This is a genomic window from Nocardia sp. NPDC059240, assembly GCF_042753865.1.
GTDB lineage: Bacteria > Actinomycetota > Actinomycetes > Mycobacteriales > Mycobacteriaceae > Nocardia.
The window spans coordinates 20,812-41,959 of record NZ_JBHZAC010000015.1 but is presented as its reverse complement, the minus strand read 5'-3'; the positions used below and the strand labels follow the sequence as shown (position 1 = coordinate 41,959).

Annotated in this window: 14 protein-coding genes; 8 read left to right on the top strand and 6 right to left on the bottom strand. The window is 65.0% G+C overall.

The features are described from left to right. Nucleotides 1-174 precede the first annotated feature (174 nt). The 3 genes from ACFXHA_RS39105 to ACFXHA_RS39095 form a co-directional block, all read right to left on the bottom strand. Nucleotides 175-1,113: a hypothetical protein gene (locus ACFXHA_RS39105; RefSeq protein ID WP_379365388.1), complete on the bottom strand. Its 939-nt coding sequence runs from the start codon at nt 1,111-1,113 to the stop codon at nt 175-177. Between the two features lie 703 nt (nt 1,114-1,816). Then, entirely contained in the window at nt 1,817-2,650 is an 834-nt protein-coding gene (locus tag ACFXHA_RS39100; protein ID WP_379365386.1) for a TIGR04255 family protein, read from the bottom strand. A gap of 401 nt (nt 2,651-3,051) precedes the next feature. Continuing rightward, nucleotides 3,052-4,065, bottom strand: coding sequence for a DUF4365 domain-containing protein (locus ACFXHA_RS39095; protein WP_379365384.1), 1,014 nt, complete (start codon nt 4,063-4,065; stop codon nt 3,052-3,054). A gap of 812 nt (nt 4,066-4,877) precedes the next feature. Here ACFXHA_RS39095 and ACFXHA_RS39090 point away from each other — a divergent pair. The 3 genes from ACFXHA_RS39090 (at nt 4,878) to ACFXHA_RS39080 (ending at nt 7,689) form a co-directional block, all read left to right on the top strand. Then, nucleotides 4,878-5,210 (top strand): DUF6247 family protein, encoded by a 333-nt coding sequence (locus ACFXHA_RS39090; RefSeq protein ID WP_379365382.1) that lies wholly within the window; start codon nt 4,878-4,880, stop codon nt 5,208-5,210. A 9-nt stretch (nt 5,211-5,219) separates the two neighbouring features. Next, complete coding sequence (locus ACFXHA_RS39085) at nt 5,220-5,474, top strand: hypothetical protein (RefSeq protein WP_379365380.1); 255 nt, start codon at nt 5,220-5,222, stop codon at nt 5,472-5,474. 172 nt (nt 5,475-5,646) lie between these two features. Continuing rightward, complete coding sequence (locus ACFXHA_RS39080; RefSeq protein WP_379365378.1) at nt 5,647-7,689, top strand: CocE/NonD family hydrolase; 2,043 nt, start codon at nt 5,647-5,649, stop codon at nt 7,687-7,689. Nucleotides 7,690-7,703: 14 nt separating this feature from the next. On the opposite strand, the gene ACFXHA_RS39075 is transcribed toward ACFXHA_RS39080, so the two are convergent. Then, entirely contained in the window at nt 7,704-8,270 is a 567-nt protein-coding gene (locus ACFXHA_RS39075) for a TetR/AcrR family transcriptional regulator (protein ID WP_379365654.1), read from the bottom strand. Between the two features lie 41 nt (nt 8,271-8,311). Between ACFXHA_RS39075 and ACFXHA_RS39070 the strand changes: the two genes are divergently transcribed. Further along, the gene (locus tag ACFXHA_RS39070; protein ID WP_379365376.1) at nt 8,312-8,923 is read left to right on the top strand and encodes a nitroreductase/quinone reductase family protein; all 612 of its coding nucleotides are present in this window, start codon (nt 8,312-8,314) and stop codon (nt 8,921-8,923) included. Here ACFXHA_RS39070 and ACFXHA_RS39065 read toward each other — a convergent pair. Next, complete coding sequence (locus tag ACFXHA_RS39065; protein ID WP_379365374.1) at nt 8,907-9,245, bottom strand: immunity protein Tsi6 family protein; 339 nt, start codon at nt 9,243-9,245, stop codon at nt 8,907-8,909. The two genes, ACFXHA_RS39070 and ACFXHA_RS39065, sit on opposite strands and share 17 nt — an antisense overlap. Here ACFXHA_RS39065 and ACFXHA_RS39060 point away from each other — a divergent pair. Continuing rightward, complete coding sequence (locus ACFXHA_RS39060; RefSeq protein ID WP_379365372.1) at nt 9,211-12,222, top strand: tetratricopeptide repeat protein; 3,012 nt, start codon at nt 9,211-9,213, stop codon at nt 12,220-12,222. The two genes, ACFXHA_RS39065 and ACFXHA_RS39060, sit on opposite strands and share 35 nt — an antisense overlap. 277 nt (nt 12,223-12,499) lie before the next feature. Then, nucleotides 12,500-18,523 carry an amino acid adenylation domain-containing protein gene (locus tag ACFXHA_RS39055; protein ID WP_379365370.1) on the top strand — a complete coding sequence of 2,008 codons (6,024 nt, stop codon included), beginning with the start codon at nt 12,500-12,502 and terminating at the stop codon, nt 18,521-18,523. On the opposite strand, the gene ACFXHA_RS39050 is transcribed toward ACFXHA_RS39055, so the two are convergent. Further along, complete coding sequence (locus ACFXHA_RS39050) at nt 18,517-19,239, bottom strand: GTP-binding protein (protein WP_379365368.1); 723 nt, start codon at nt 19,237-19,239, stop codon at nt 18,517-18,519. The two genes, ACFXHA_RS39055 and ACFXHA_RS39050, sit on opposite strands and share 7 nt — an antisense overlap. Nucleotides 19,240-19,321: 82 nt before the next feature. On the opposite strand from ACFXHA_RS39050, the gene ACFXHA_RS39045 reads away from it, so the two are divergent. Both ACFXHA_RS39045 and ACFXHA_RS39040 read left to right on the top strand, forming a co-directional pair. Further along, complete coding sequence (locus tag ACFXHA_RS39045) at nt 19,322-19,768, top strand: Zn-ribbon domain-containing OB-fold protein (protein ID WP_379365366.1); 447 nt, start codon at nt 19,322-19,324, stop codon at nt 19,766-19,768. Then, nucleotides 19,761-20,960, top strand: a complete 1,200-nt coding sequence (locus tag ACFXHA_RS39040; protein ID WP_379365364.1) for a lipid-transfer protein — start codon at nt 19,761-19,763, stop codon at nt 20,958-20,960. Before ACFXHA_RS39045 ends, ACFXHA_RS39040 begins: the two co-directional genes overlap by 8 nt. Nucleotides 20,961-21,148 lie beyond the last annotated feature (188 nt).

Here is a 21,148-nt window from a genome sequence, read left to right as displayed (position 1 = left end):
TGGTTTCCCGGCGATACTGCTCGAAATGGTCCAGCTGGCTACCTGACTGCTCTACTTCGCTGCACGAAAAGACCGCGGCTGAACGATTCGGAGGTCGGGTCGGTCGTGGTTTGTTGTCTCAAAGCAGCGGCCAGGCGGTTTGGGTGCAAGCCCGGCGCGCTGGTTTGGTGGTAATCAGCACAGATGGTCAACGTCGAGTAGCTCTGTGCGTCGGTAGCGGTCGTATGTGAGTTCATCTGCGGCAACCACATCCGAACCGAGTGCGCCACCCATCACGGCACTGTGCACGACGATGGCAGCATCGTCCGAAGGTTGGCACATCGCCGCCCACGCGCCCCCCAGAGCGTGCCAGAGGAAGTACCGCTCAACAGGGTCGTTCGTTGAATACAGTCGCTCGGCTATTTGCTTGTGTGTACGAATCGATCCTGGGTCGGCATCGAGCCAACGGCCGAGCTCCGCTGGCAGGTCGGGATATTCGTCGTCTTCGAAGATCGGTACGACACCTGGTTCGACCACAACGAGGAGCCGCAGATCGAATGGCGGCTTATCCCATCCCGAGATTGCCTCGATCCTCAGCTCCAAGACATCCTCAAGCGCCCGACCCAGCGGGGAGTTCGGCTTTCCGCTGCCGTCGTAGGCGATTCGCTCGAGCTTGCTGAGCCAGGGGACGACTTCGTCGGGGAATGCGAATCGGCCGAATTTCCGCGCTACTGCGTTGCCGAACTTGCGAATGTCGGCATCTGTCACCACGCCACGTTTGGGTGCGAGATCCGCGATCACCAATTTATCCACTGTCGCAACGACTTCGAGGTCGGCAAACCAGGTGGTGCCTAGCTCTGGCAGATACGCGTATCGCGGTCGTTTCCCCTTGCGTGCCAACCCGGCGTTGTCGCCGGCCAGTTCCGCGAGGCTAGCTACTTGCACATACGACCGGCTCGTCTGGGCTATGTCGCATGTCTGGCTGATCAACACAACGCCATGCGGCGCGTCGATGGACCGCCACCCCTCGGGGGTTAGGACGCCCAACTGTGTGAGATTGTCGAGGACGTCGCCCTGTTGGTATCCATCCAAGCGAAGAGCGGCGATCGATGCCCCAGCTTCTGCGTCGGTCACAGCTAGTAGTGCCCCTTCTAAGCTAGGGCAGGCAGCCCTGATCAGATCCTAATGTCGAGCAACATCACCGTGCTGGGCGCCGAGATAGAAATCCGGCGACTCCGGTGCCCCTGAGACATCGCCTGTGCCGCTGCGGTGGCGTCCACGGAATCTATCAACCCAGCTGAACCCATCAGATCCGGCGGCTAGCAACGCGTTTCGCCGTTCCTCTGGCGTGTCCAGCCCCAGCTGCTGGACGATGGCCAGGAGTTCGTGAAGGGTTTCGATGTTGCCAGCGTTCATTCGGGTACCTGTCGCCCACATGTGGACTGCGCGCCGCGACACACCGAAGATTCGCCCAAGTTGATCCCACGTCAATCCTGATTGCTCGTGGAGCCACCGAACCGAATCCTTGGTACTAATCGCGACGGGGGCGTTGACACTCGCTGGGTCAGCTCCACTTGGCACGAGCGATCTGTCGGTAATAGGCCTCAGAGGTGCCGGAGCCTGCATTACCCGTCGACTTGACGTGCTGTTACCGACGTACCCGCACCACATCTGGGGTTCCCTCGCAGGCGCTGCCTGGGTGGTGCCACCGCCGGTCGTGAAGATGCCGGTCACGATGAGAAGGGTCGCACCGATCTGCGGGAGTTTCGACGGGGAACGTGCTGGTGGCCGATTGCCAGTTCCTCCGTCAGAGATGGGTTTGAACCACAGTTGCTGATCAATAGTGGACATTGATGGACTCCCCGAATGCTGTGAGGTAGTCATCCGTGACCGACCATCGGAAATAGCGGTAGGCGCGTTCGGCCAGATCCTTAACGGTTTGCGCGAGATCATCTGGACGCAGGACCGGAGCGTTATCCGGGTAGGCGAGGTAGGCATCCATATCGAGGACCCAACTAGGTGAATCGACTGTCGGTACCGTTGGATCGAATGCAGCACCGGCCGGGAGCAACCCCCATCGAACATGCAACCCTTCGCGCTCATCGACAGCGTAGGTTGCCTCGCTGATGGAATGCTGCCGCCGAACCCCTGCTCCCAAGGGGGTGGCGAGTTCGCCCAGCATCTCGGGGCGAACCAGTTTTGCCAGTCCGTCTACATCGGGCTCGGCAATACGGTTGATGTAGCGAACACCCACACGCTCATGGCGAACCGACTCGATGACATTGCAGAAGTGCTGCCACGCTGTCTGCAGCCGGCTCGCGAACTCGGTTCGGCTCGTATACGTCCACGCAGTGAGCGCAAAGAAGCTGTCGCCGAACGTGATCATCCACTGACGGTCCTGGCTCTGCAGCTGCCAGATCTGCGCATTCGCGGGGACCGGCTGAATCCCGTCCGGCCCGATGTGGAAACCGGTCTCCTGCTTCTGGTCAAAGATTGGATACTCATGCGTCATGCTGGCGACAACCTGCCGGGCCGCGGCGTCGCCTACCCACAACTGCGACACCTTCGCGAAACGCACCTGAGCCAGTACCTGAGCCAGTGGTGGATTGGCTAGCGGAACCTCGACCAGTGGTTCCGTACTAAAGGGGCTTCCTAACACTACCGACGCCATACTTCACACTGTACTTCACATGCTGCTTCTCGCGGCAGCGATGAGCAGGGTCATGGTGGTGGCGAGTGGGTGCATGCAGCCGCGGGGGTATGCGCACCGAGCGGGACGGTGACGCCGTGTACGGCGGCGAGCAGTGCGATCGTCGGTACGACGGGCGGCTACGATTGGAGGTGCCGAAGTGTGTTGGACCGCATGGACGGCGTTGCCGGTGACGCTGACGATCGTGGAGGTGAATAGGACGCACCAAAAGAAGACGTTGCGCACGCTGGCCGGACTCTGGGTCGCGGCTGGGCAATGCGTACGGGTGTGGTGGGCATCGGGCGGAGTGGCGTTTGGCGGGGGCGTTTCGTCATGGACATGATTCAGATTTCAATCCGCGGCAGCGGAGGCCATAGCGGACGTTATTTAGTGGGCTGGCCAGTCGATATCCTTCGGCGACGATCTATAGCGTCGGCGACGAACCAAGTTGTAATCCAAACAGTTATTAAGTGTGCTCCGATGATTAGCGTAGTTGACCATATCTGCCCGAACAGGTGATCTCCAGGGCTGTAGCTGGTAAGGAACGGAATAACGCTGTAATTCCCCACAATGAATGCCAGTAGGTATCGAGTACCCCGGGCGAACCTGCCCGCTTTTCTCTCGGAATTGATTATGCAGAGCAGATAGAGGATAAGGGTGTACAGTGTCAACGTCCACCTGAGCGGGCCAACTTCAGGTTGATACTCCTGTGCAAAGCGGATCTGATTTGGCCACTCCATGATAGCGATGCCGATCATGGAGACGGTTAGGGGTGCACGTCTTCCCCAGCGCATAAGACGAGGGTGTTCAAGTAGGAACCGGGCTATCCCGTCAAATGCATCATTCGGAACATCGCTTTCGCTACTATCGCGATATTTGAATTTACGTGCGTAGGCCACGCTTTCAGACAAGGGTGAACCCGCAGTCTCCGTGACAGTTAGGTCGCGCGTATCGATGTATTGTTGGACCGAGATCGCAAATTCCCCAAGGCTGTTGACATTTAGCTCGTTTGATATCGGAATCTTTATCCATGAAGGGTTATGCGCAGATGGCCCCTTCAGTAATTCATCAGTCAAATTGACCCAGTGAAGTTTTCTTGTCTCTGGGTCGAAGACCACTCCGAACACGGGGATCCTGCTCCGGCGCCAGTCAGCATGATGGTTACCAACCGGGATCGCATACCCACTGGAGCGCTTGTACTTTGCACCGCTCTTGACCTGGACTGCGACTACGTGACCTGTGCGTCGACCACCGCTGGTCAAGCTGACGTACATGTCTTCGCCGTGGTCGACGCCACCGTCGATCTCCTGGACAAGATGATCGCCTGCCTCAAGCAGAGTCCGAAGTGCGTTCATGCCGGCGCGCTCGATACGGCGGCTAGGTCTGATCCTGGTCACGTGGCCCCTTCCCCGGACATCAGGTTACGGCTGGCCGCTGACAAACCGGCGCGCTATTCACGGCGAACCTGGTGGAGACTCCGCCCGTCGATTGGATTGCTGTAGGGGAGCGATCCTTGTGTGTGATTGAAGGAATTGACCGGAAGAGGTTGCTGTCGGATTGCTGATCGGCGAACCTTGATCCAGTTTGTGGAGTGTCGCCACACCGAAGCGGGCCGTCCTTAACCGTCGGGGCGCGGCCGGCCTGCTGACCGCATCGGGGTTCCACGTCTATTGAGAGCTCGGTTGATGCTGCTGGCGGGGAATCCAGTGAGTTCGGCGCAGGCGGTCAGGGGGTGCCCGGCGAGGTAGAGCCGCTCGGCGCGCTCGATGTCGGCGTCGGTCATCGATTGGTATCGCCGCGGAACCCGGTGCTTGGTGAGCAGTTCGAGGATTGCGCTCTTGGACGCGCGATAGTGGCGGGCGAGTTCTGTCGTGGATGCGCCGTCGCGGTATGCCTGGATCAGCTCGTTCTTTTGTGTGCGTGAGAGCCGGCGTTCGAGGCGTTGAGGCGCGCGGGACGCGGTCTTCGTTCGTGTGGGACGGCGGCGCCGGCGGGAGCCTGGTGGGGTGTCTTGAACCTGAGATTCCGTGAGGGCTGCCTTGAGTGTCTGCAGGTCAGCGCGGTTCGAATAACGTCCCGCAAGGTCCACCTTCGAAAATTCAGGTCACGACCTGTGTTTCGTGGGGCAGATTCAGATTCTGCCCCACGTCATGGGGCAAACGTGAGGCATGGTCGGCGACATCGTCGGTGCCGCCGGTTATCGTGAGGTATGGCTACTCCTGTGCCGCTTCCTCCGCCTCCGCAGATTCCCGCCGCGGACCCTGAAGCGCTACGGGCTGCCCTACCTACCGCGTTGCGCGAGGAGTTCGATGCAGAGTGGGTGCGAGCACTGGATCGTGCGAAACAGTCGCATTCGCTCGCGGAGATTCACGATCTGCTGAACAAGTGGCAGCACACCGCTGTGATGGAGATGCGTGAGTCGGGTTCGTATCAACGTCTGCTGGAGAAGGGCGCGCAGATCGAGTTGGCAGGGGGGCGAACCACTGCTGTCTCGATCGAGGACATGCGCGCACTGATCCAGCAGCGCCTACAAGCCGACTAGTCGATTCGCTTGTACCGAATCATTCCGGATCCGGACACCGCTGAACAGGTGGCTGCGCTTCCGGTCGATGCGCTGCTGGACTACGCCCAGGTGCTCAGTGTCCTCGAGGTCTCACCGTGGGCGGGCTCTCCGCAGAATGATGCCAATCCTGATGGGGCCGTGCGCCGTTGGGCATTCGGTCCGGGAAAGGCTGGGCAGGTCATCTATCTCGTGCTCGAAGCGCAGCGCGAGGTGCACCTGTTGATGGTGCAATGGCTCGGCTGACTCGGCGGCGTAGACCAATTGGTCGAGCCACCCGTGAGATCCCGATAGCTCTCGTTGGGCTGGTGTGATCTGGTTCGCTTCTTGCGGCTGATAGTGAGAGACGTTACCGTACCTTACCAGTGGGGAAACGTGATGTTTTTCTCTTGTCCAATGAAGGGCTGGTTGGGGTTCGATGGGACTGTCTTCCCGGAGATGGGTTGCGGGTGCGGCGATTGCGGTGGTCGCGGCCACGGCGGCGGCTTTGGTGGTGCCCGTTGCGCAGGCGGAACCCGAATGGGGAGATCCGGGTGTGGCGTGGACTGCGGCGCAGGATGGGGTGGCTCGGTATCCGGGGGTGCATGTGGATTGGGATGTGCCTATCACTATGAGTGATGGGACTGTGTTGAAGGCCAATGTTTATCGGCCTATGGATGCGGAGGGGCGGGTTGTGGAGACGCCGATGCCTTCGATTGTGAATATGACGCCTTATACGAAACTTGCTTACATGGTGTTGGATTCGGCGTTGTCGGTGCCGGTGGTGTCTGATGCGGCGATTGATTTGGTGAACAGGTTTGATCTGTTCAATTTGGGTGGGACTCCGTTCTCGGGGCTTGGGGATCAGATCAAGACGTTGTCGGGGGGCATCGTGCGGACTGTGTCTGCTGATCGGAAGCTGGTTCAGTCGGGGTATACCGAGATCGTGGTGGACGTTCGGGGTACCGGGTTTTCGGAGGGGGCGTGGCAGGTTTTCGGGGAGCGGGAGCAGCAAGACACCGCTGAGGTCGCGGAATGGGCTGCGGGGCAGGCGTGGTCGGATGGGAAGATCGGGCTGGCGGGGGTGTCTAACGGGGGGATCAGTGCACTACAAGGGGCTGAGCAGCGGCCGCCGTCGGTGCAGGCGGTGTTTGCCGTCGAGCCGGGTAGTGATCTGTTGCGTGACACGGTTTTTCCCGGCGGGGGATTCGATATCGGGTTCGTTCCGATCTGGCTTGCCGCGATCAATGCCGGGAAATGGGTTCCCGATCTGACGTCGATCGTGACGGGGCAGTTCGACTGGAAGTGGCTTGCTGATCGGGTGGACAGTCCGATCACGTTCCTCGATACGCTGATTCGTGCGATGTTCGTGCCCTCGATTGATGCGCTGCCGGCTGACATGCGGTCGATCTTGGATCCTGACGGGCCGCTCCGGTCGGGGCTCATGGGACACCCGGACCGGATCGAGGTGCCTACCTTCGTGGTTGGTGGCTGGCACGATATTTTCGCGAACTCGCAGCCGGAGATCATCAACTCGATTCCGTTGCCGGACAGCAAGAAGAAGCTGCTCATGGGCGATTGGTATCACCTCACTCTCGGATCCGGGCTGGGTGTCGCGGGGGCTCCGCCGCGGATCGACGTGCTGCAGCGGGCGTGGTTCGACAAGTGGCTCAAGGGAATCGACAACGGGATCGACGAATACAGTCCGGCGACGTTGTTCCAGCAGGGTGGTGGTTGGACCAGCAGTGACGAATTCCCGCGCGCTGGAATGACTTACGCCCGTCAGTACCTGTCGGCGGCCAGTGGCACCACCGGTGTTGTCGCACATGACGGTTCGCTGAGCGCCGTTCCGCCCACTGAATCGACCACGCTCACCGTGTCGCCCGGCTTGTCCACCGTGTGTTCGCGGGACGGCGCGCAGGGGACCGCCGGACTGTTGGGTATTCAGATCATCGACGGCTGTGCGAAGGATTCACGGGTGGCCGAAGTCGCCGCCCTCACCTTCACCGGTGACCCGGTGGCCGAGCCGACGGTGCTGTCCGGCCCGATCAATGTGCACCTCAACACTGTGCTGGACACTACCGAAGGGTACTGGTCGGCCACGCTCAATGATGTTGCGCCAGACGGGCAATCGACAGTGCTGACTACAGGGCAGCTCACCGCCTCCCTGCGCAAGCTCGACGACGCGAAGAGTAAGAAGTCGCCGAACGGCGACTACACCGCACCGTTTCCGACCCTGACGCTCGCCGACCGTGAACCGATCGTGCCGGGCCGGCCCACCACTCTGGATGTCGGCTTGATCGCGACCGACGCGGTCCTGCAACCGGGGCACCGGCTGCGTGTCGATATCTATGCCGCCAACATTCCCAAGGGCTTCATGGTCCCAGCGCTCATGCTGGAATCTCAGCTCGCACCCCAGCACCTGCTGCTCGATCCCGCGGAACCCAGTTGGGTGAATGTGCCGTCTAGTCGGCCGATGTGACGGGGCAACGGAATTCAGGCGTGCGCGAGTATCAGTTGCACCTGTAGCGACACCAGCTTGGTCAATTGTGTTGGGGTGTAGAGCCCTCGGGTGCTCAGCGCGTCCATGGTGAGCCCGTCGACGGCTGACAGCAGCAGGGCCGCGTGCAGTTCCGGATCGGGAATTCCGGCCTCGGCCAAGGGAATTGCCAGACCTGCGCGAAGCTCGTCGAGGGTGCGGGATTGCAGGCGGGCGAGGCTCTCGTTGGTTGCTGCTCTGGCTGTGAACGCGAGCATCACCCGCCCTTCGCGCTCCCGCTCGGCATCGAGTGGGAGCAGGTGCGACAGCGCCTCGAGCAGCCGCTTCGGCAGCGGTGTGTTCGGATCGACCCGGGTGATGCGGGACCTGACCCGGGTGACGAGCTGCTCGAAGGCGAACGCGTAGAGCTCGTCCTTGGTTCGGAAGTGGTGTTGCACCGCGCCGATCGACACGTCGGCGGCGGTGGCGACTTCTCGGACGCTCGCCGCATCCAACCCGCGGGTTGCCGCGATGTCGAAGACGGCTTCGGCGAGCAGTTCGGGGGTTGTCGACCGGTACGCCATCACCTCGACAACCATACACTCGTATGGAACAATACGATCGTATGGAAACGCGTCACGCCGCTCGAATTCGTATGGCTCTCACCGGGACAACCGCGAGCGTGGCGCTGGTGTGGATCTGGTGGATCCTCGATCCGTCCGCGCCCGCCTCCCCGCTGGTTCCTGGGATAGCGACCCTGGTGCTTGCGGCCAACATCCCCCTGACCGTCGCGCGGCCGGACGTGAAACGTGCGCTGGTCGCGGCGATACAACGCTTCGCCCTCAACCCCATGATCCGGCTGATGTTCCGAATCGGCTTCGTGCCCTTCGGGTATGCGCTACTGGAGACGACGGGTCGCCGCACCGGGCGCACCCACGTCGTCCCCGTGGGCAACGGACTCGAGGGTGACGTGTTCTGGATCATCGCCGAGCACGGCTACCGAGCCGGGTACGTGAACAATCTGATCGCCCAGCCCAAAGTGCGCTTGAAGTTTCGCCGTGGCTTGCGCTTCGAATGGCACGAGGGCCTGGCCGAGGTCCTCCCGGAAGCAGACGCGCTCCAAAGGCAGCGCACGATCTCGCGCCGGCACCCACTCCGAATCCTGAACGCCATCGTGGTCCGGACCCTCGGAACAGACTTGCTGGTAATCCGGGTCGCACTCAGCGAGCGTGTTTGAACTTGTAGTCGGCGTGCATGAGTGCCTCGGCGAGCTCTGGGTCGCCGGCCTCCAGCTCCTTTGCTGCCATCAGTCCGATATCGACGAAATCACGTACCGATCCGTCCGGCAGCGGTACAGACTCGAGAAACCGCAGCATTTGCTGAAGCTGTTCTTGCGCATGTACATAGACGCCATAGTCCGAGTTGACCGCCATTCGTTCTCGAACCAGCCCCAGAGCTAGTCGAACCGATCGTTGAGCATCGTCGCGGCTGAGGGACATTGGCTCTCCGGTTTCGTCAAAGCCCTTGCGGCTCATCCATTTTGTCGGCAGATCATTCATCGTCGAGTTCCGAGCTGTTGCCTGTACCATGCCGGTGGTGGATCAGGTCACGAGCGAGGTGGGGGACTCCTCGGCTCGATCACTCTTCTCGGCCAGGCTGAGTCAACTCTGGGTGGCAGCCGGTAATCCGACGCTGCAGCGTATCGCCGATGCGACCGAGGGGCGGATGCGGGCGACGCGGGCGTCCGGTCGCGGTCGAGGTTCGCTCGTCCAGCGGATGAGTGATTGGCGTAACGGACGGAGCGTGCCGTCCAGGTTCGAGACGTTCGAGCCCGTGCTGGTGACATTGGCGCAGTTGGCGGGCGGGACATCCCGTTCTTTGCCACGTGAACTGTCCAGTAGGTCGGCGTGGAAGGACTTGTGGGAGGCGGCGATTGCCGAGCCGACGCAGCTGACGGTCAGGACGGCGTTGCGTCGCGATCTCGATACGTTCGTGGGACGAGACGCCGAGATCGGCCGGATTCTCGACGTGGTCGGTCCGGGACGAGTGGTGTCGATCCATACCGTCGACGGGATGCCGGGGGTCGGGAAGACCGCACTGGTGACGCATGTCGCTCACCTGCTGGCGAAGCACTATCCCGATGGCCAGTTCTGCGTCGAATTGCACACCCACACCCCGGGACAGCTGCCTGCCGAACCGTTCGACGTGCTGGCGACGCTGTTGATCGATACGGGTATCGCGGCAGATCGCATTCCCGACGTGGTCGAGGCCCGGCGCGATCTGTGGCGAAACCGGGTCGCAGGCAAGCGAATACTCCTGGTCCTAGACGATGCCCGCGACCAGGCCCAGATCGAGCCGCTGCTTCCGACCTGGCCCGGGTGCCTCACGCTGGTCACCAGTCGTCGCCGACTGGTTGCTCTCGAGGGAGCGGTCCCCTTGGCGCTCGGCACGCTCGCCCCCGATGCCGCCGTCGAGTTGTTCTACTTGCTGGCACAGCGCCGTCCGGGCGGTTCCGGCGATGCGGTGGTCGCCGATATCGTGCGAGCCTGCGGGTATCTGCCGTTGGCCATCGCGCTGCTGGCCGGGCGGCTGGCACATCATCCGGCCTGGACTCTCGCCGAGCTGGCGATGGAATTCGTGCATACGCGTAATCGGCTGGGTGAGCTGGATACCGGCGAGCGTGCGGTCCGAGCCGCGTTCACCACGTCTTATTGCCGGCTGTCGCCGGCGCAGCAAAGTGTGTTTCGCCGGCTTGCGCTCCACCCGGGGCTCGACATCGACGCCTATGCGGTCGCCGCACTCAACGACATCCCCCTCGCCATCGCACGCCGGGCCCTCGAGGACCTCTACACCGACCATTTGATCGAGGAATCGGTTTTCGGCCGCTACCGCCTCCACGATCTGGTGCACGAGTACGCGCGCCACCTCGTCGATGAGGATCCGGCCGAGGACCGCACTCGTGCCGTCGGCCGCCTGCTGGACTACTACCAAGCCACCGCGTTCTCCGCCTCGCGACCGCAGCGTCGAGAGTCCCTGCGCGGCAGTGCTTCGGCGACGTCGCCGGACCTGTCCACTACCGCCGCCGCGCTGGCATGGATGCGTACCGAACGCTCGAACCTGCTGGCCTGCCTGCAGGTGGCCGTTTCGAACGAGGACCTGCCACGCGCATGTTCGCTGACCAACGCCTTGCTCGGTGAGCTCCGTCTGCACGGTCCTTGGCAGGCTGCCATCTTCCTGAATCATCGCGCCGTCGCGGCCGGGCAGGTCGGAGACCTGAACTTCGCGGGCCGCTCGGCTCAGGACTTCGGGTCACCGACCGATCTCGCCGACAACTACTCCGTCGCCGCGGATCTGCTCCAGCGAATGTTGAAAAGCCACGACCCTGCGGACAATCCGGAACTGCGCGCGGCCGCCCTGCGTGCGCTTGCGGTCGCCCAACTGCAGGCCTGCGACTATGCGAATGCCGCCGACGCGGCGCGCGAGGTGGTGGAAATCCATCGACGCCTCGGCAACGGTCGCGCCGAGGCGTCGGCGCTGGACCTGCTGACCTGGCTGACCCATCTGTCCGGCGACTACACCGCATCCATCACCCTGGCGCACCAAGCAGTTGCTCTCTATCGGGAACTCGGGATTCGTTCCGGTGAGGTCAACGCGCTGTGCAGCCTGGGCTGGGTCCAGTGCTTGACGGGCAACCACGACGAGGCGATCGGCACCTTGCAACAGGTCGTCGTCATGCATCGAAATGCCAGTCGCCCAGCGGATCTGGCGTTCACTCAGCTGCTTCTGGCCTGCGTGCACTACGCCGCCGTCGACCTACCCGGGGCGATCGGGCAGCTGGAGCAATCACTGGCTCTCTACCGAGAGATCGGAAACAGTGCCGGCCAGGGCTACATCCTCGGCTTTCTCGCGAGCTTGCAGGAATGGGTTGGAAACCTCACCACCGCAATCGATCTGGCCGAACTGGCGTTAGGTATCCATCGCGAGATCGGCAATCGGCCGGGCCAGGCGTCCACTCTCAACGTCCTCGGAAAGGTGCGATGCGAGCTGGGCGAATACCGTGCCGCCGCCGAGGCGGCTCAGCAAGCGCGGGTGATCTACGCGAGCATCGGAAACGTCGGAGGCGAGTCGGAAGCCCTGGGCAACCTTGGATGGGCACACCATCTCGAAGGCGACACGGCCACCGGCGTTGAACAGTTGAATGCGGCTCTGACCCTCGCCCGTGCAGCGCATTACCCATTCGCCGAAATCGTCACATTGAACCGGCTGGGCGCCATCCTCGCCGAATCCGATGACTACCAAAGGGCATTGGCGACCTACAGCGCGGCCTTGCACCTCGCACTTCGTCGGCCACTGCTGTTGGAGCAGGCCCGCGCGCTCGAAGGAACCGCCCGATGCCGAGCACACCTCGGCGATATGGCCGGTGCCCGAGTGGACCTGCGGGCGGCAATCGGCGTCTACGAAGAAATCGGGGCACCTAACGCCATAACCGCTGCGGGCAAGCTGGCAGATCTGCATCCCGATGGAGTATCCGACTGACTGCCTGAGGTCGGGACATATATCCCTGGCGAAGTGGTCGTTGGGTCGGGAGCGTTTATGTACGATCTGGGGTCCATGTGGCTGGGTGGTTTGCTGCCCGACTGTGTTGCTGCATGGTCGCTGTACATTCGGTTCTGATGGAGATAGGTAGCGTTTTGCGGGTTTGCGGTGCAATGCCGGGGGATGAGCTGGTCGGCGGGTATCGGGAGTGACCGCTTCTGCGCCTGCGAGACGGGAATCTCGGGGGGTGCGGGGGCGGGGGGCTCGGACGCGGACGTTGCCGCAGTTGTTGGCGGGGGCGGTGGAGGCGAATCCGGCGGGCGTTGCGGTGCGGTGTGCGGGGGAAGAGGTGAGTTACGCCGAGTTGGATCGGCGGTCTTCGCGGTTGGCGCGGGTGCTGATCGGGCGGGGGTTGGGGGCGGAGGATCGGGTTGTGGTGGCGTTGCCGCGGTCGATCGAGGCGGTGGTGGCGCTGTGGGCGGTGGCCAAGTGCGGGGCGGTTTATGTGCCGGTGGATCCGCGGTATCCGGTCGAGCGGGTGCGGTACATGTTGGCGGATTCCGGTGCGGTGGTAGGGATTTCGCTCAATGGCCTGCACTCGGAGTGGGGAGCCGGGCTGCGGTGGCTGGATCTCGATTCGCTGGCTTGCGGGGCGGCGCTGGCGCTCGCCTCCGATCGGCCGGTCGACTACGGCGAGCGGGTGCGCAGGCTGCACGGTGGGAATGCGGCCTACGTCATCTATACGTCGGGGTCGACGGGGCAGCCCAAGGGCGTCACGGTCACCCATGCGGGATTGGCGGGGCTGTGCGGCGAGGTGACTCGCCGATTCGGGGTGACCTCGGGTGCGCGCACGCTGCATTTCGCTTCGCCGAGCTTCGATGCGGCCATTCTGGAATTGCTGCTGGCTTGCGGGACCGGGGCGACCATGGTCATCGCGCCCGCGGATTGCTATGGCGGGGAAGGGTTGGCCGAGCTGCTGCGTGCGGAACGAGTCAGCCACGCTTTCCTCACTCCCGCGGTGCTGGCCGGACTCGATCCGAGTCGGGTGCCGGAGCTGCGGGCGGTGCTGGTGGGCGGTGAGGCGTGCCCACCCGAGCTGGTCGCGCGGTGGGCATCCGATCGGGGGTTCTTCAACCTCTACGGCCCGACCGAGAGCACCGTCGCGGTCACCATCAGTGCCCCGCTCGCCCCGGCCGATCCAGTCACGGTGGGGGCGCCCATCGCGGGTGTGACCGCGCTGGTGCTGGATTCCCGGCTGCGACTGGTGCCCGACGGTTCGGCCGGTGAGCTGTACGTGTCGGCGCCCGGATTGGCTCGCGACTATCACGGTCGGCCCGCGCTGACCGCGCAGCGGTTCGTCGCGCATCCGGGCGGCACCGGTGAGCGCATGTATCGCACGGGCGATGTGGTCCGGTGGGTGATCGGCACGCGGGGTGGTCGCGAGCTGGAATACCTGGGCCGCAAGGATTCTCAGGTCAAGATCCGTGGATTCCGGGTGGAACTCGGCGAGATCGATGCTGTGCTGGCGGCCGATGATTCGGTGGCGCTGGCGATTACAGATGTGCGAATACTGCCGAGCGGCGAAAACGCCTTGGTGTCTTATGTTTTGCCGTCGGCCGACACAGCGGTCGACATGTCCGCGCTGTGGGCTCGGGCCCGAGTAGCGCTGCCCAGGCACGAGGTGCCCGCGGCGATCGTCGTCCTCGACGCGGTGCCGCTCACCCCGGCCGGCAAGCTGGACCGTGCGCGACTACCGGAGCCCGTGCTGGGCGCACGGGAGTATCGCGCACCGGCGGGCGACACCGAGATGCTGATCGCGGCGGAGTTCGCCCGGCTGCTGGGGGTCGACCGAGTCGGGGCCGCGGACGATTTCTTCGAGCTCGGCGGCAATTCGCTGCTGGCTATGCGGCTGGCGGGGCGACTGGGGGCAACCCTCGACCGCAAGGTCCCGGTCGAGATGGTGTTCGATCACGCGACCGTCGCCGCCCTCGCCCTCGCGGTGGGATCCGCGACGGCGGGCGCATTCGCCGCCCTGGCCCCGCAGCCGCGCGGTGAGCGGGCTCCGCTGTCACTGGCTCAGCAGCGCATGTGGTTCCTGGCCAGGCTGGATCCGGACTCGGCCGCCCATCACATCACCATCGCGCTGCGGCTGTCCGGGGCATTGGATGTGGCTGCGCTGGCCGCGGCCGTCCGTGATGTGGTCGAGCGGCACGAGGTTTTGCGGACCGTGTATCCGGAGGTCGACGGAGCCGGGTGTCAGCTCGTGCTGCCGGCCGACCGGGTCCCGCTGGATCTGACGCCCCGGCCGGTCACCGCGGCGGAGTTGCCTGCCGCGCTCGCCGCGCTGACCGCCCCCGGTTTCGACGTCACCCGGGAAGTGCCGGTGCGAGCGGGAGTGTTCCGCGCGGCGGAGGACGAGTTCGTGCTGTCGGTGGTGGTGCATCACATTGCGGCGGACGGATTTTCGCTGGATCCGCTGATCCGCGACCTGACCGCCGCCTATGTGGCCCGAGCGCACGGACAGCCGCCACGGTGGACGCCGCTGCCGGTGCAGTACGCCGACTACGCGATCTGGCAACGTGACATGCTCGGTCGCCGCGACGACCCGGATTCCCTGCTGTCGCAGCAGCTTCGGTATTGGCGCGACACCCTCGACGCACTGCCGCCGCTGCTCGAGCTGCCCACCGACCGGCCGCGCCCCGCAGTGCTCGGAACCGACGGCGCCGCTTACGAATTCGAGATCGACGCGGAGCTGCGCGGTGCGCTCACCCGGCTGGCACGCGATCGCGGAGTATCGCTGTTCATGGTGGTGCACGCGGCGCTCGCCGTCGTGCTGTCCCGGCTGGCACGCACCGATGATGTCGCGGTCGGCACCGTGCTGGCCGGGCGCGGTGCGCGCGAACTCGACGATCTGATTGGCATGTTCGTCAATACCCTGGTGCTGCGCACCGGGATCGATGAGGACGAGCCGTTCGCGCGACTGCTCGATCGCGTCCGTGACACCGATCTGGCCGCCTTCGACCATGCCGACGTGCCGTTCGAATGCCTGGTGGAGGAGCTGGATCCGCCGCGCACCGAGGCGTATCAACCGCTCGTACAGGTGCTGCTGGTCTTCCAGAATCTCGGTGAGCAGGTGCTGCGACTACCCGAGCTCACCATCTCGGGTGTCGAATCCGGTCGGGAGACCGCGGAATTCGAGCTGGAACTGACCGTGGTCGAGCCGGTAGGCGAGGCGGGTGGGCTGCCGTGCTCCTGGCGGTATGCCACCGATCTCTTCGACGAGGCCCGGATGGCGGCGCTCGCGCGATACCTGAACCAGGTGCTGACGGCGGCGGTGGCTGACCCGGACCTGCCGGTCGGGGATCTGTCGTTGCTGACCCGGGCGGAACGCGCCGCCGTCACGACCGCGGGAGCCGGTGTGCGGCAACCGGTGTCGCCGGGCAGCGTGCTCGATGCGTTCCACGCCCGGGCCGCGCGGACGCCGGATGCTGTCGCCATGGTCTTCGAGGATCGGCGGTTCACCTACGCCGAGTTCGCGGCCTGGGTGAACAGGCTTGCGCAAGAGCTGATTTCGTCTGGCATCGGGCCGGAAGACCGGGTGGCGGTGGCCATCCCGCGGTCGCCGGAGATGCTCGCGGCGATCTATGCGGTACTGACGGCCGGCGCCGCTTACGTGCCGATCGACCCGGATCACCCGGCCGAGCGGATCGGCCATCTTCTCGAAACGGTCCGGCCCGCATGCATCTTGACCGCCGGGCCGGGACTCGACACCACGGCCGTGCAGGTGTGCCTCGACCGCCTGGACTTGTCGAGGCATGCGGCCGACCCGGTCGCCGACGCGGATCGTCGTGCGCCTCTGCGGATGTCGAATGCCGCCTACGTGCTGTTCACCTCTGGATCCACCGGCCGCCCGAAGGGTGTGGTGGTCACCCACGCCGCCGTGATGAACCAGCTGGGCTGGATGCACGGGCAGTACGACCTCGGGCCCGCCGACACGTTCCTGCACAAGACGCCGATCACCTTCGACGCATCGGTGTGGGAGTTGTTCCTGCCGTTGCAGATCGGCGCTCGACTGGTGATGGCGGTTCCCGGCGGCCACCTGGACCCCGACTATCTGCTGGAGACCATCCGCCGGCACGAGGTCGTGATGCTGGAGTCCGTGCCCTCCATGCTGGCCCTACTGCTGGCCGACGGGAACACGGAACTTCCGGCGAGCCTGCGGTATCTGTCCGTCGGCGGCGAGGAACTGCCGCCGTGGCTGGTAGCGCAGGTCCGGGACCGTCACGCCGCTGTCGTCGACAACACCTACGGGCCGACCGAAGGCACCGTCACCTCGACCTTCCATCGCTGCGCGCCTACCGACACCGGCGTGCCGATCGGGCGTCCGGTACCCAATACCGGTGTGTACGTGCTCGATTCCCGTCTGCGTCCGGTACCGTCGGGCGTCGCCGGCGAGTTGTATCTGACCGGTCCGCAGCTGGCGCGCGGCTACGAGGCCGCGAGCGGGCAGACCGCGCACCGGTTCGCCGCCGACCCCTACGGTCCGGCAGGTTCGCGGATGTACCGCACTGGCGATCTGGTTCGCATGCGCACCGACGGGGTGCTGGAGTTCCTGGGCCGCACAGATTTTCAGCTGTCACTGCATGGATTGCGCATCGAACCGGGAGAAGTCGAGACCGCCTTACGCGCACACCCTTCGGTCGCCCGGGCCGTCGTGCTGGTTCGCCGCGAACAGCTGATCGGATATGTGACCGCGCCCGCCGGTGCGGTTCTGGATGCCGACGCCGTGCTGGCCTCGGCCCGAGATCGGCTGCCCGGGTACCTGGTTCCGTCCCGGCTGCTGGTGCTCGACGAATTGCCTTTGGGTGCAACGGGAAAGCTCGATCGTGCCGCGCTGCCGGAGCCGGACCAGGTCCGACGAGAGTTCCAGCCGCCGGTCACCGCCGACGAGCGAGCCATCGCCGCTGTCTTCGCCGAGCTACTCGGTGTCGACCGGGTGGGACGCGACGACGACTTCTTCACCCTCGGCGGGACGTCGCTGACCGCTATCCGGGTGCGTGCCGCATTGGCCGAAAGGCTCGAACTGCCGGTGCCATTGCGCTCCCTGTTCGCCCACCCGAAGGTCGGCGAACTGGCCGCCGCGCTGCGTGACGAGCCGGCCGCGCTGCCGACCGGTCCGGATCCGCGCACCGACGCCGTCCTCGACCCCGCCATCACCGCTGTCGATCGCCCTCCGGCCCGCTCGGGTGCACCCCGCGCGATCCTGTTGACCGGGGCCACCGGCTTTCTGGGCATCTTCCTGCTGCGGGAACTGCTCGAACACACGCCGGCCACGGTCCACTGCCTGGTGCGCGCCGCCTCCGACACCGCCGCCCGGGATCGGATTCGGAGTGCCGCCGCCCGCTATCGAGTGGAGCTCGGCGCATACGCGGACCGGATCATTCCCGTCGCTGGTGATCTCGCGCAGCCGGAATTCGGCGTGGGCACAACACGTTTCGCCGACCTGGCGGAACGAATCGACGTCGTCTACCACAATGGCGCGGCGGTCAACCATCTCGCACCGTACGCCCGCCTGCGCGACGCGAATGTCGGCGGCACCGCCGAAGTGCTGCGCCTGGCCGTCACCACCCGGGTCAAGCCCGTCCACTTCGTCTCGACCGCCTCACTGCCCGCCGACTCCGGCGAACCATCGACCGGAGCCCCCGGCTACCTGCTCACCAAATGGGCCGCCGAACGGCTCGTCGCCACTGCCGCCGAGCGCGAGATCCCTACGGTCATCCACCGTCCCGCCCTCATCACCGGCGACACCCGCACCGGCGCAGGCAGTGTCGACGATGCCGTATGGACGATGGTGCGCGCCATGGTGCTGCTCGGCATGGCCCCGGATCTCGGCGGCATCGGGATCGATGCGCTACCGGTGGACCACGTTGCGGCCGCCATCGTTAGACCGGTCCGGCGCCCCGACGGCGAGCCCGCCGAACCCGCCCCACACCGAGTGTCGTTGCGGGAGTTGCTCGCCCGCCTCCACCTCCGAGGACATCGCCTGCAGCCGGTCGCCGCCGAATGCTTCGCCACCGCCCTCACAGCCGCCGCCGAAGCACACGCGTCCACCGGAGACGACACCCTCGCCCGAGCCGCCGCCCTCAGCATCAACTACGCGGGCCTGGGCCCGGACGCCACCGGCCCCGCCCCCGACTGCCGCCCCCTGGACGGCATCGTCCTCGACCGCTACATCGACTACTTCACCGACATCGGCTTCCTGCCTCGCCCGGCTCAGCGCTCCGGAGGTATCGCTCAGTAGTCGAGGGCGTGTTCGGGCTGGCAGACATCCAGGGGGGACGGGAGGTATCGGATGATGGCGTCGAGGAGTGTGGTGGTGTCGTTTCCGGACCCGGTGGGACCGCAGAGGACGGGGACGATGTCGCCGATGCGGGTCAGGTGGCGGATGCGCTGGTGCCAGCGGCTGGATGGGTAGGGGGCCAGCGTTTTCGCAAGGGTGCGGTAGCGGTCTTCGGCGAGTTTCCAAGGGCCGCCGTAGGTTTCGGCGGCGAGGGGGATGAGGTCGGCCATTGCGATCAGATCGATGACGTTGTCGGAGCCGGGGGTCTGCAGGGGTATCGGTGTCGCGCCGCGGGTTTCGGCGAGGGTGTGCAGGCAGCGGTCGAAATCGGCGGTCGGGTGGTCGAGGCCGTGGATGAGGCAGAGGCGGGCTACCTGGTGGTCGTCGGCGATGCGCAGCATGGTTTGCAGACGGGGGTTGTCGGCGGCGTCGGTGACCGCGATCAGGCCGTCGGCCACGCGGATCGATCGTTCCAGGGTGGCCATGGGGGCGTGGGCGGCGAGTTCGGTGACGCGGATGGTGTGTTCGATGCGGTCGGTCGCCCATCGTATGGTGGCCGGGGAGTCGGAGGTGCCGTGTGCGCGTAGCAGGCGGTGGGTGAGTCGGGCGGTCGCCTCGGGGTTTCCGATCAGGGTGACATTGCGGATCGACCGCGGGTCGATGGCTTTGGTGCCCACGGTTTCGACCGTACTCGCGGGCGCGGATCGGCGGAGCGGATTCCACTCCCAAAGTAGAACGTGTTCCTATACCGTCGGGGTTGTGCAGAAAGAACAACGCCCTGCCGTGGCCGACTGGTTCACGTCCGAGGACGGCGCGGTCCGGCTGAAGGGGAGTCGCTGCAAAGACTGCGGCACACCGTACTTCCCACGGAACTCGCTGGCCTGTCGCAATCCGCAGTGTGCCGGTCCGCATGACGGGTCCGAGCTCGAGGAATACCTGTTTTCCACGCGCGGCCGGATCTGGTCGTACGCGGATGCTCGCTACAAGCCACCCGCCCCGTACGTCTCGGGCGATCCGTTCGAGCCGTATGTCGTTGCGGCCGTGGAGCTCGAGGTCGAGAAGATGGTGATCCTCGGACAGGTCGTGCGTGGGTTCACCGTCGACGATCTGGCCGTCGGCATGCCGGTCGAGCTGGCCGTCGGCACGCTCTACGAGGACGAGGAAGCCGAGCACACGGTGTGGAAGTGGAGGCCGGTCAATGACTGACAACAATCGCGATATCGCCGTCCTCGGCGCGGGCATGCACCCGTGGGGCAAGTGGGGCCGCAACTTCGTCGAATACGGATTGGTCGCCGCGCGTGCGGCACTCGCGGACGCGGGCGTCGACTACCGCGATGTCGGCTACATCGCCGGCGCGGACACCATCCGCAACGGGTACCCCGGTTTCGTCGCGGGCGCGACCTTCGCGCAGGCGCTGGGCTGGTCGGGCGCGCGGATCTCGAGCAGCTACGCCGCGTGCGCTTCGGGCGCGCAGGCCATCGCCAATGCCCGCGCCCAGATCCTGGCCGGGCTGACCGATGTGGCGCTGGTGGTCGGCGCGGACACCACCCCGAAGGGCTTCTTCCAGCCGGTCGGGGGCGAGCGCCGCGATGATCCGGACTGGCTGCGTTTCCATCTGCTCGGCGCGACCAACCCCATCTACTTCGCGCTCTACGCGCGCCGCCGGATGGCACTGCACGGCGCCACCCTCGACGACTTCGCCGCGGTCAAGGTGAAGAACGCCCGCCACGGCCTGAACAACCCGAACGCGCGGTACCGCAAGGAGGTGTCGGTCGAGGAGATCGCCGCCTCGGCGATCGTGTCGGATCCCTTACGGCTGCTCGACATCTGCGCCACCAGTGACGGCGGTGCCGCGCTGGTGCTGACCTCGATGGACTACGCGCGACGCCACGGTGTTGCCGATCCCGTTCGGATCAAGGCGCTCTCGACGGTCACCCCGACCTTCCCCAAGACCGTGCTGGATCTGCCGGACTTCTCGACCGATTCGGCCGTCGCCGTGGAGCCGCCGTCGCGCACCTTCCGTTCGGCCATCGCGCATGCCGCCTACGAAGAGGCCGGACTCGGGCCCGACGAGCTGTCGTTCGCGGAGGTCTACGACCTCTCGACCGCGCTGGAACTGGACTGGTACGAGGATATCGGCCTGTGCGAAGAAGGTGGCGCGGAAGCGTTGCTGCGCAGTGGCGCAACGACTTTGGGTGGCCGGGTGCCGGTCAACCCGAGTGGCGGGCTGGCCTGCTTCGGTGAGGCGATCCCGGCGCAGGCCATCGCCCAGGTCTGCGAGATGACCTGGCAGCTGCGCGGGCAGGCCGACGGCCGGCAGGTCGAGGGCGCCCGCGCGGGCATCGCGGTGAACCAGGGCCTGTTCGGCCACGGTTCGGCGCTCATCGCCGCACGCTGAATTCGGCCGTCGCCGCGCTGAAATCGGCGCGGCCACGGTTCGGCTGCCTGTTTGCTGCGAACAACTTTGTTCACCGCTCGGTTCGAAAATGTGCCAGACTACAGACCGCAAGACGGTAGGCGGTTCGGCATGGTTGGAACTGAATCGGGGGACGGTTTGGGACGGGTAATCCCATTTCCGGGTGTGAC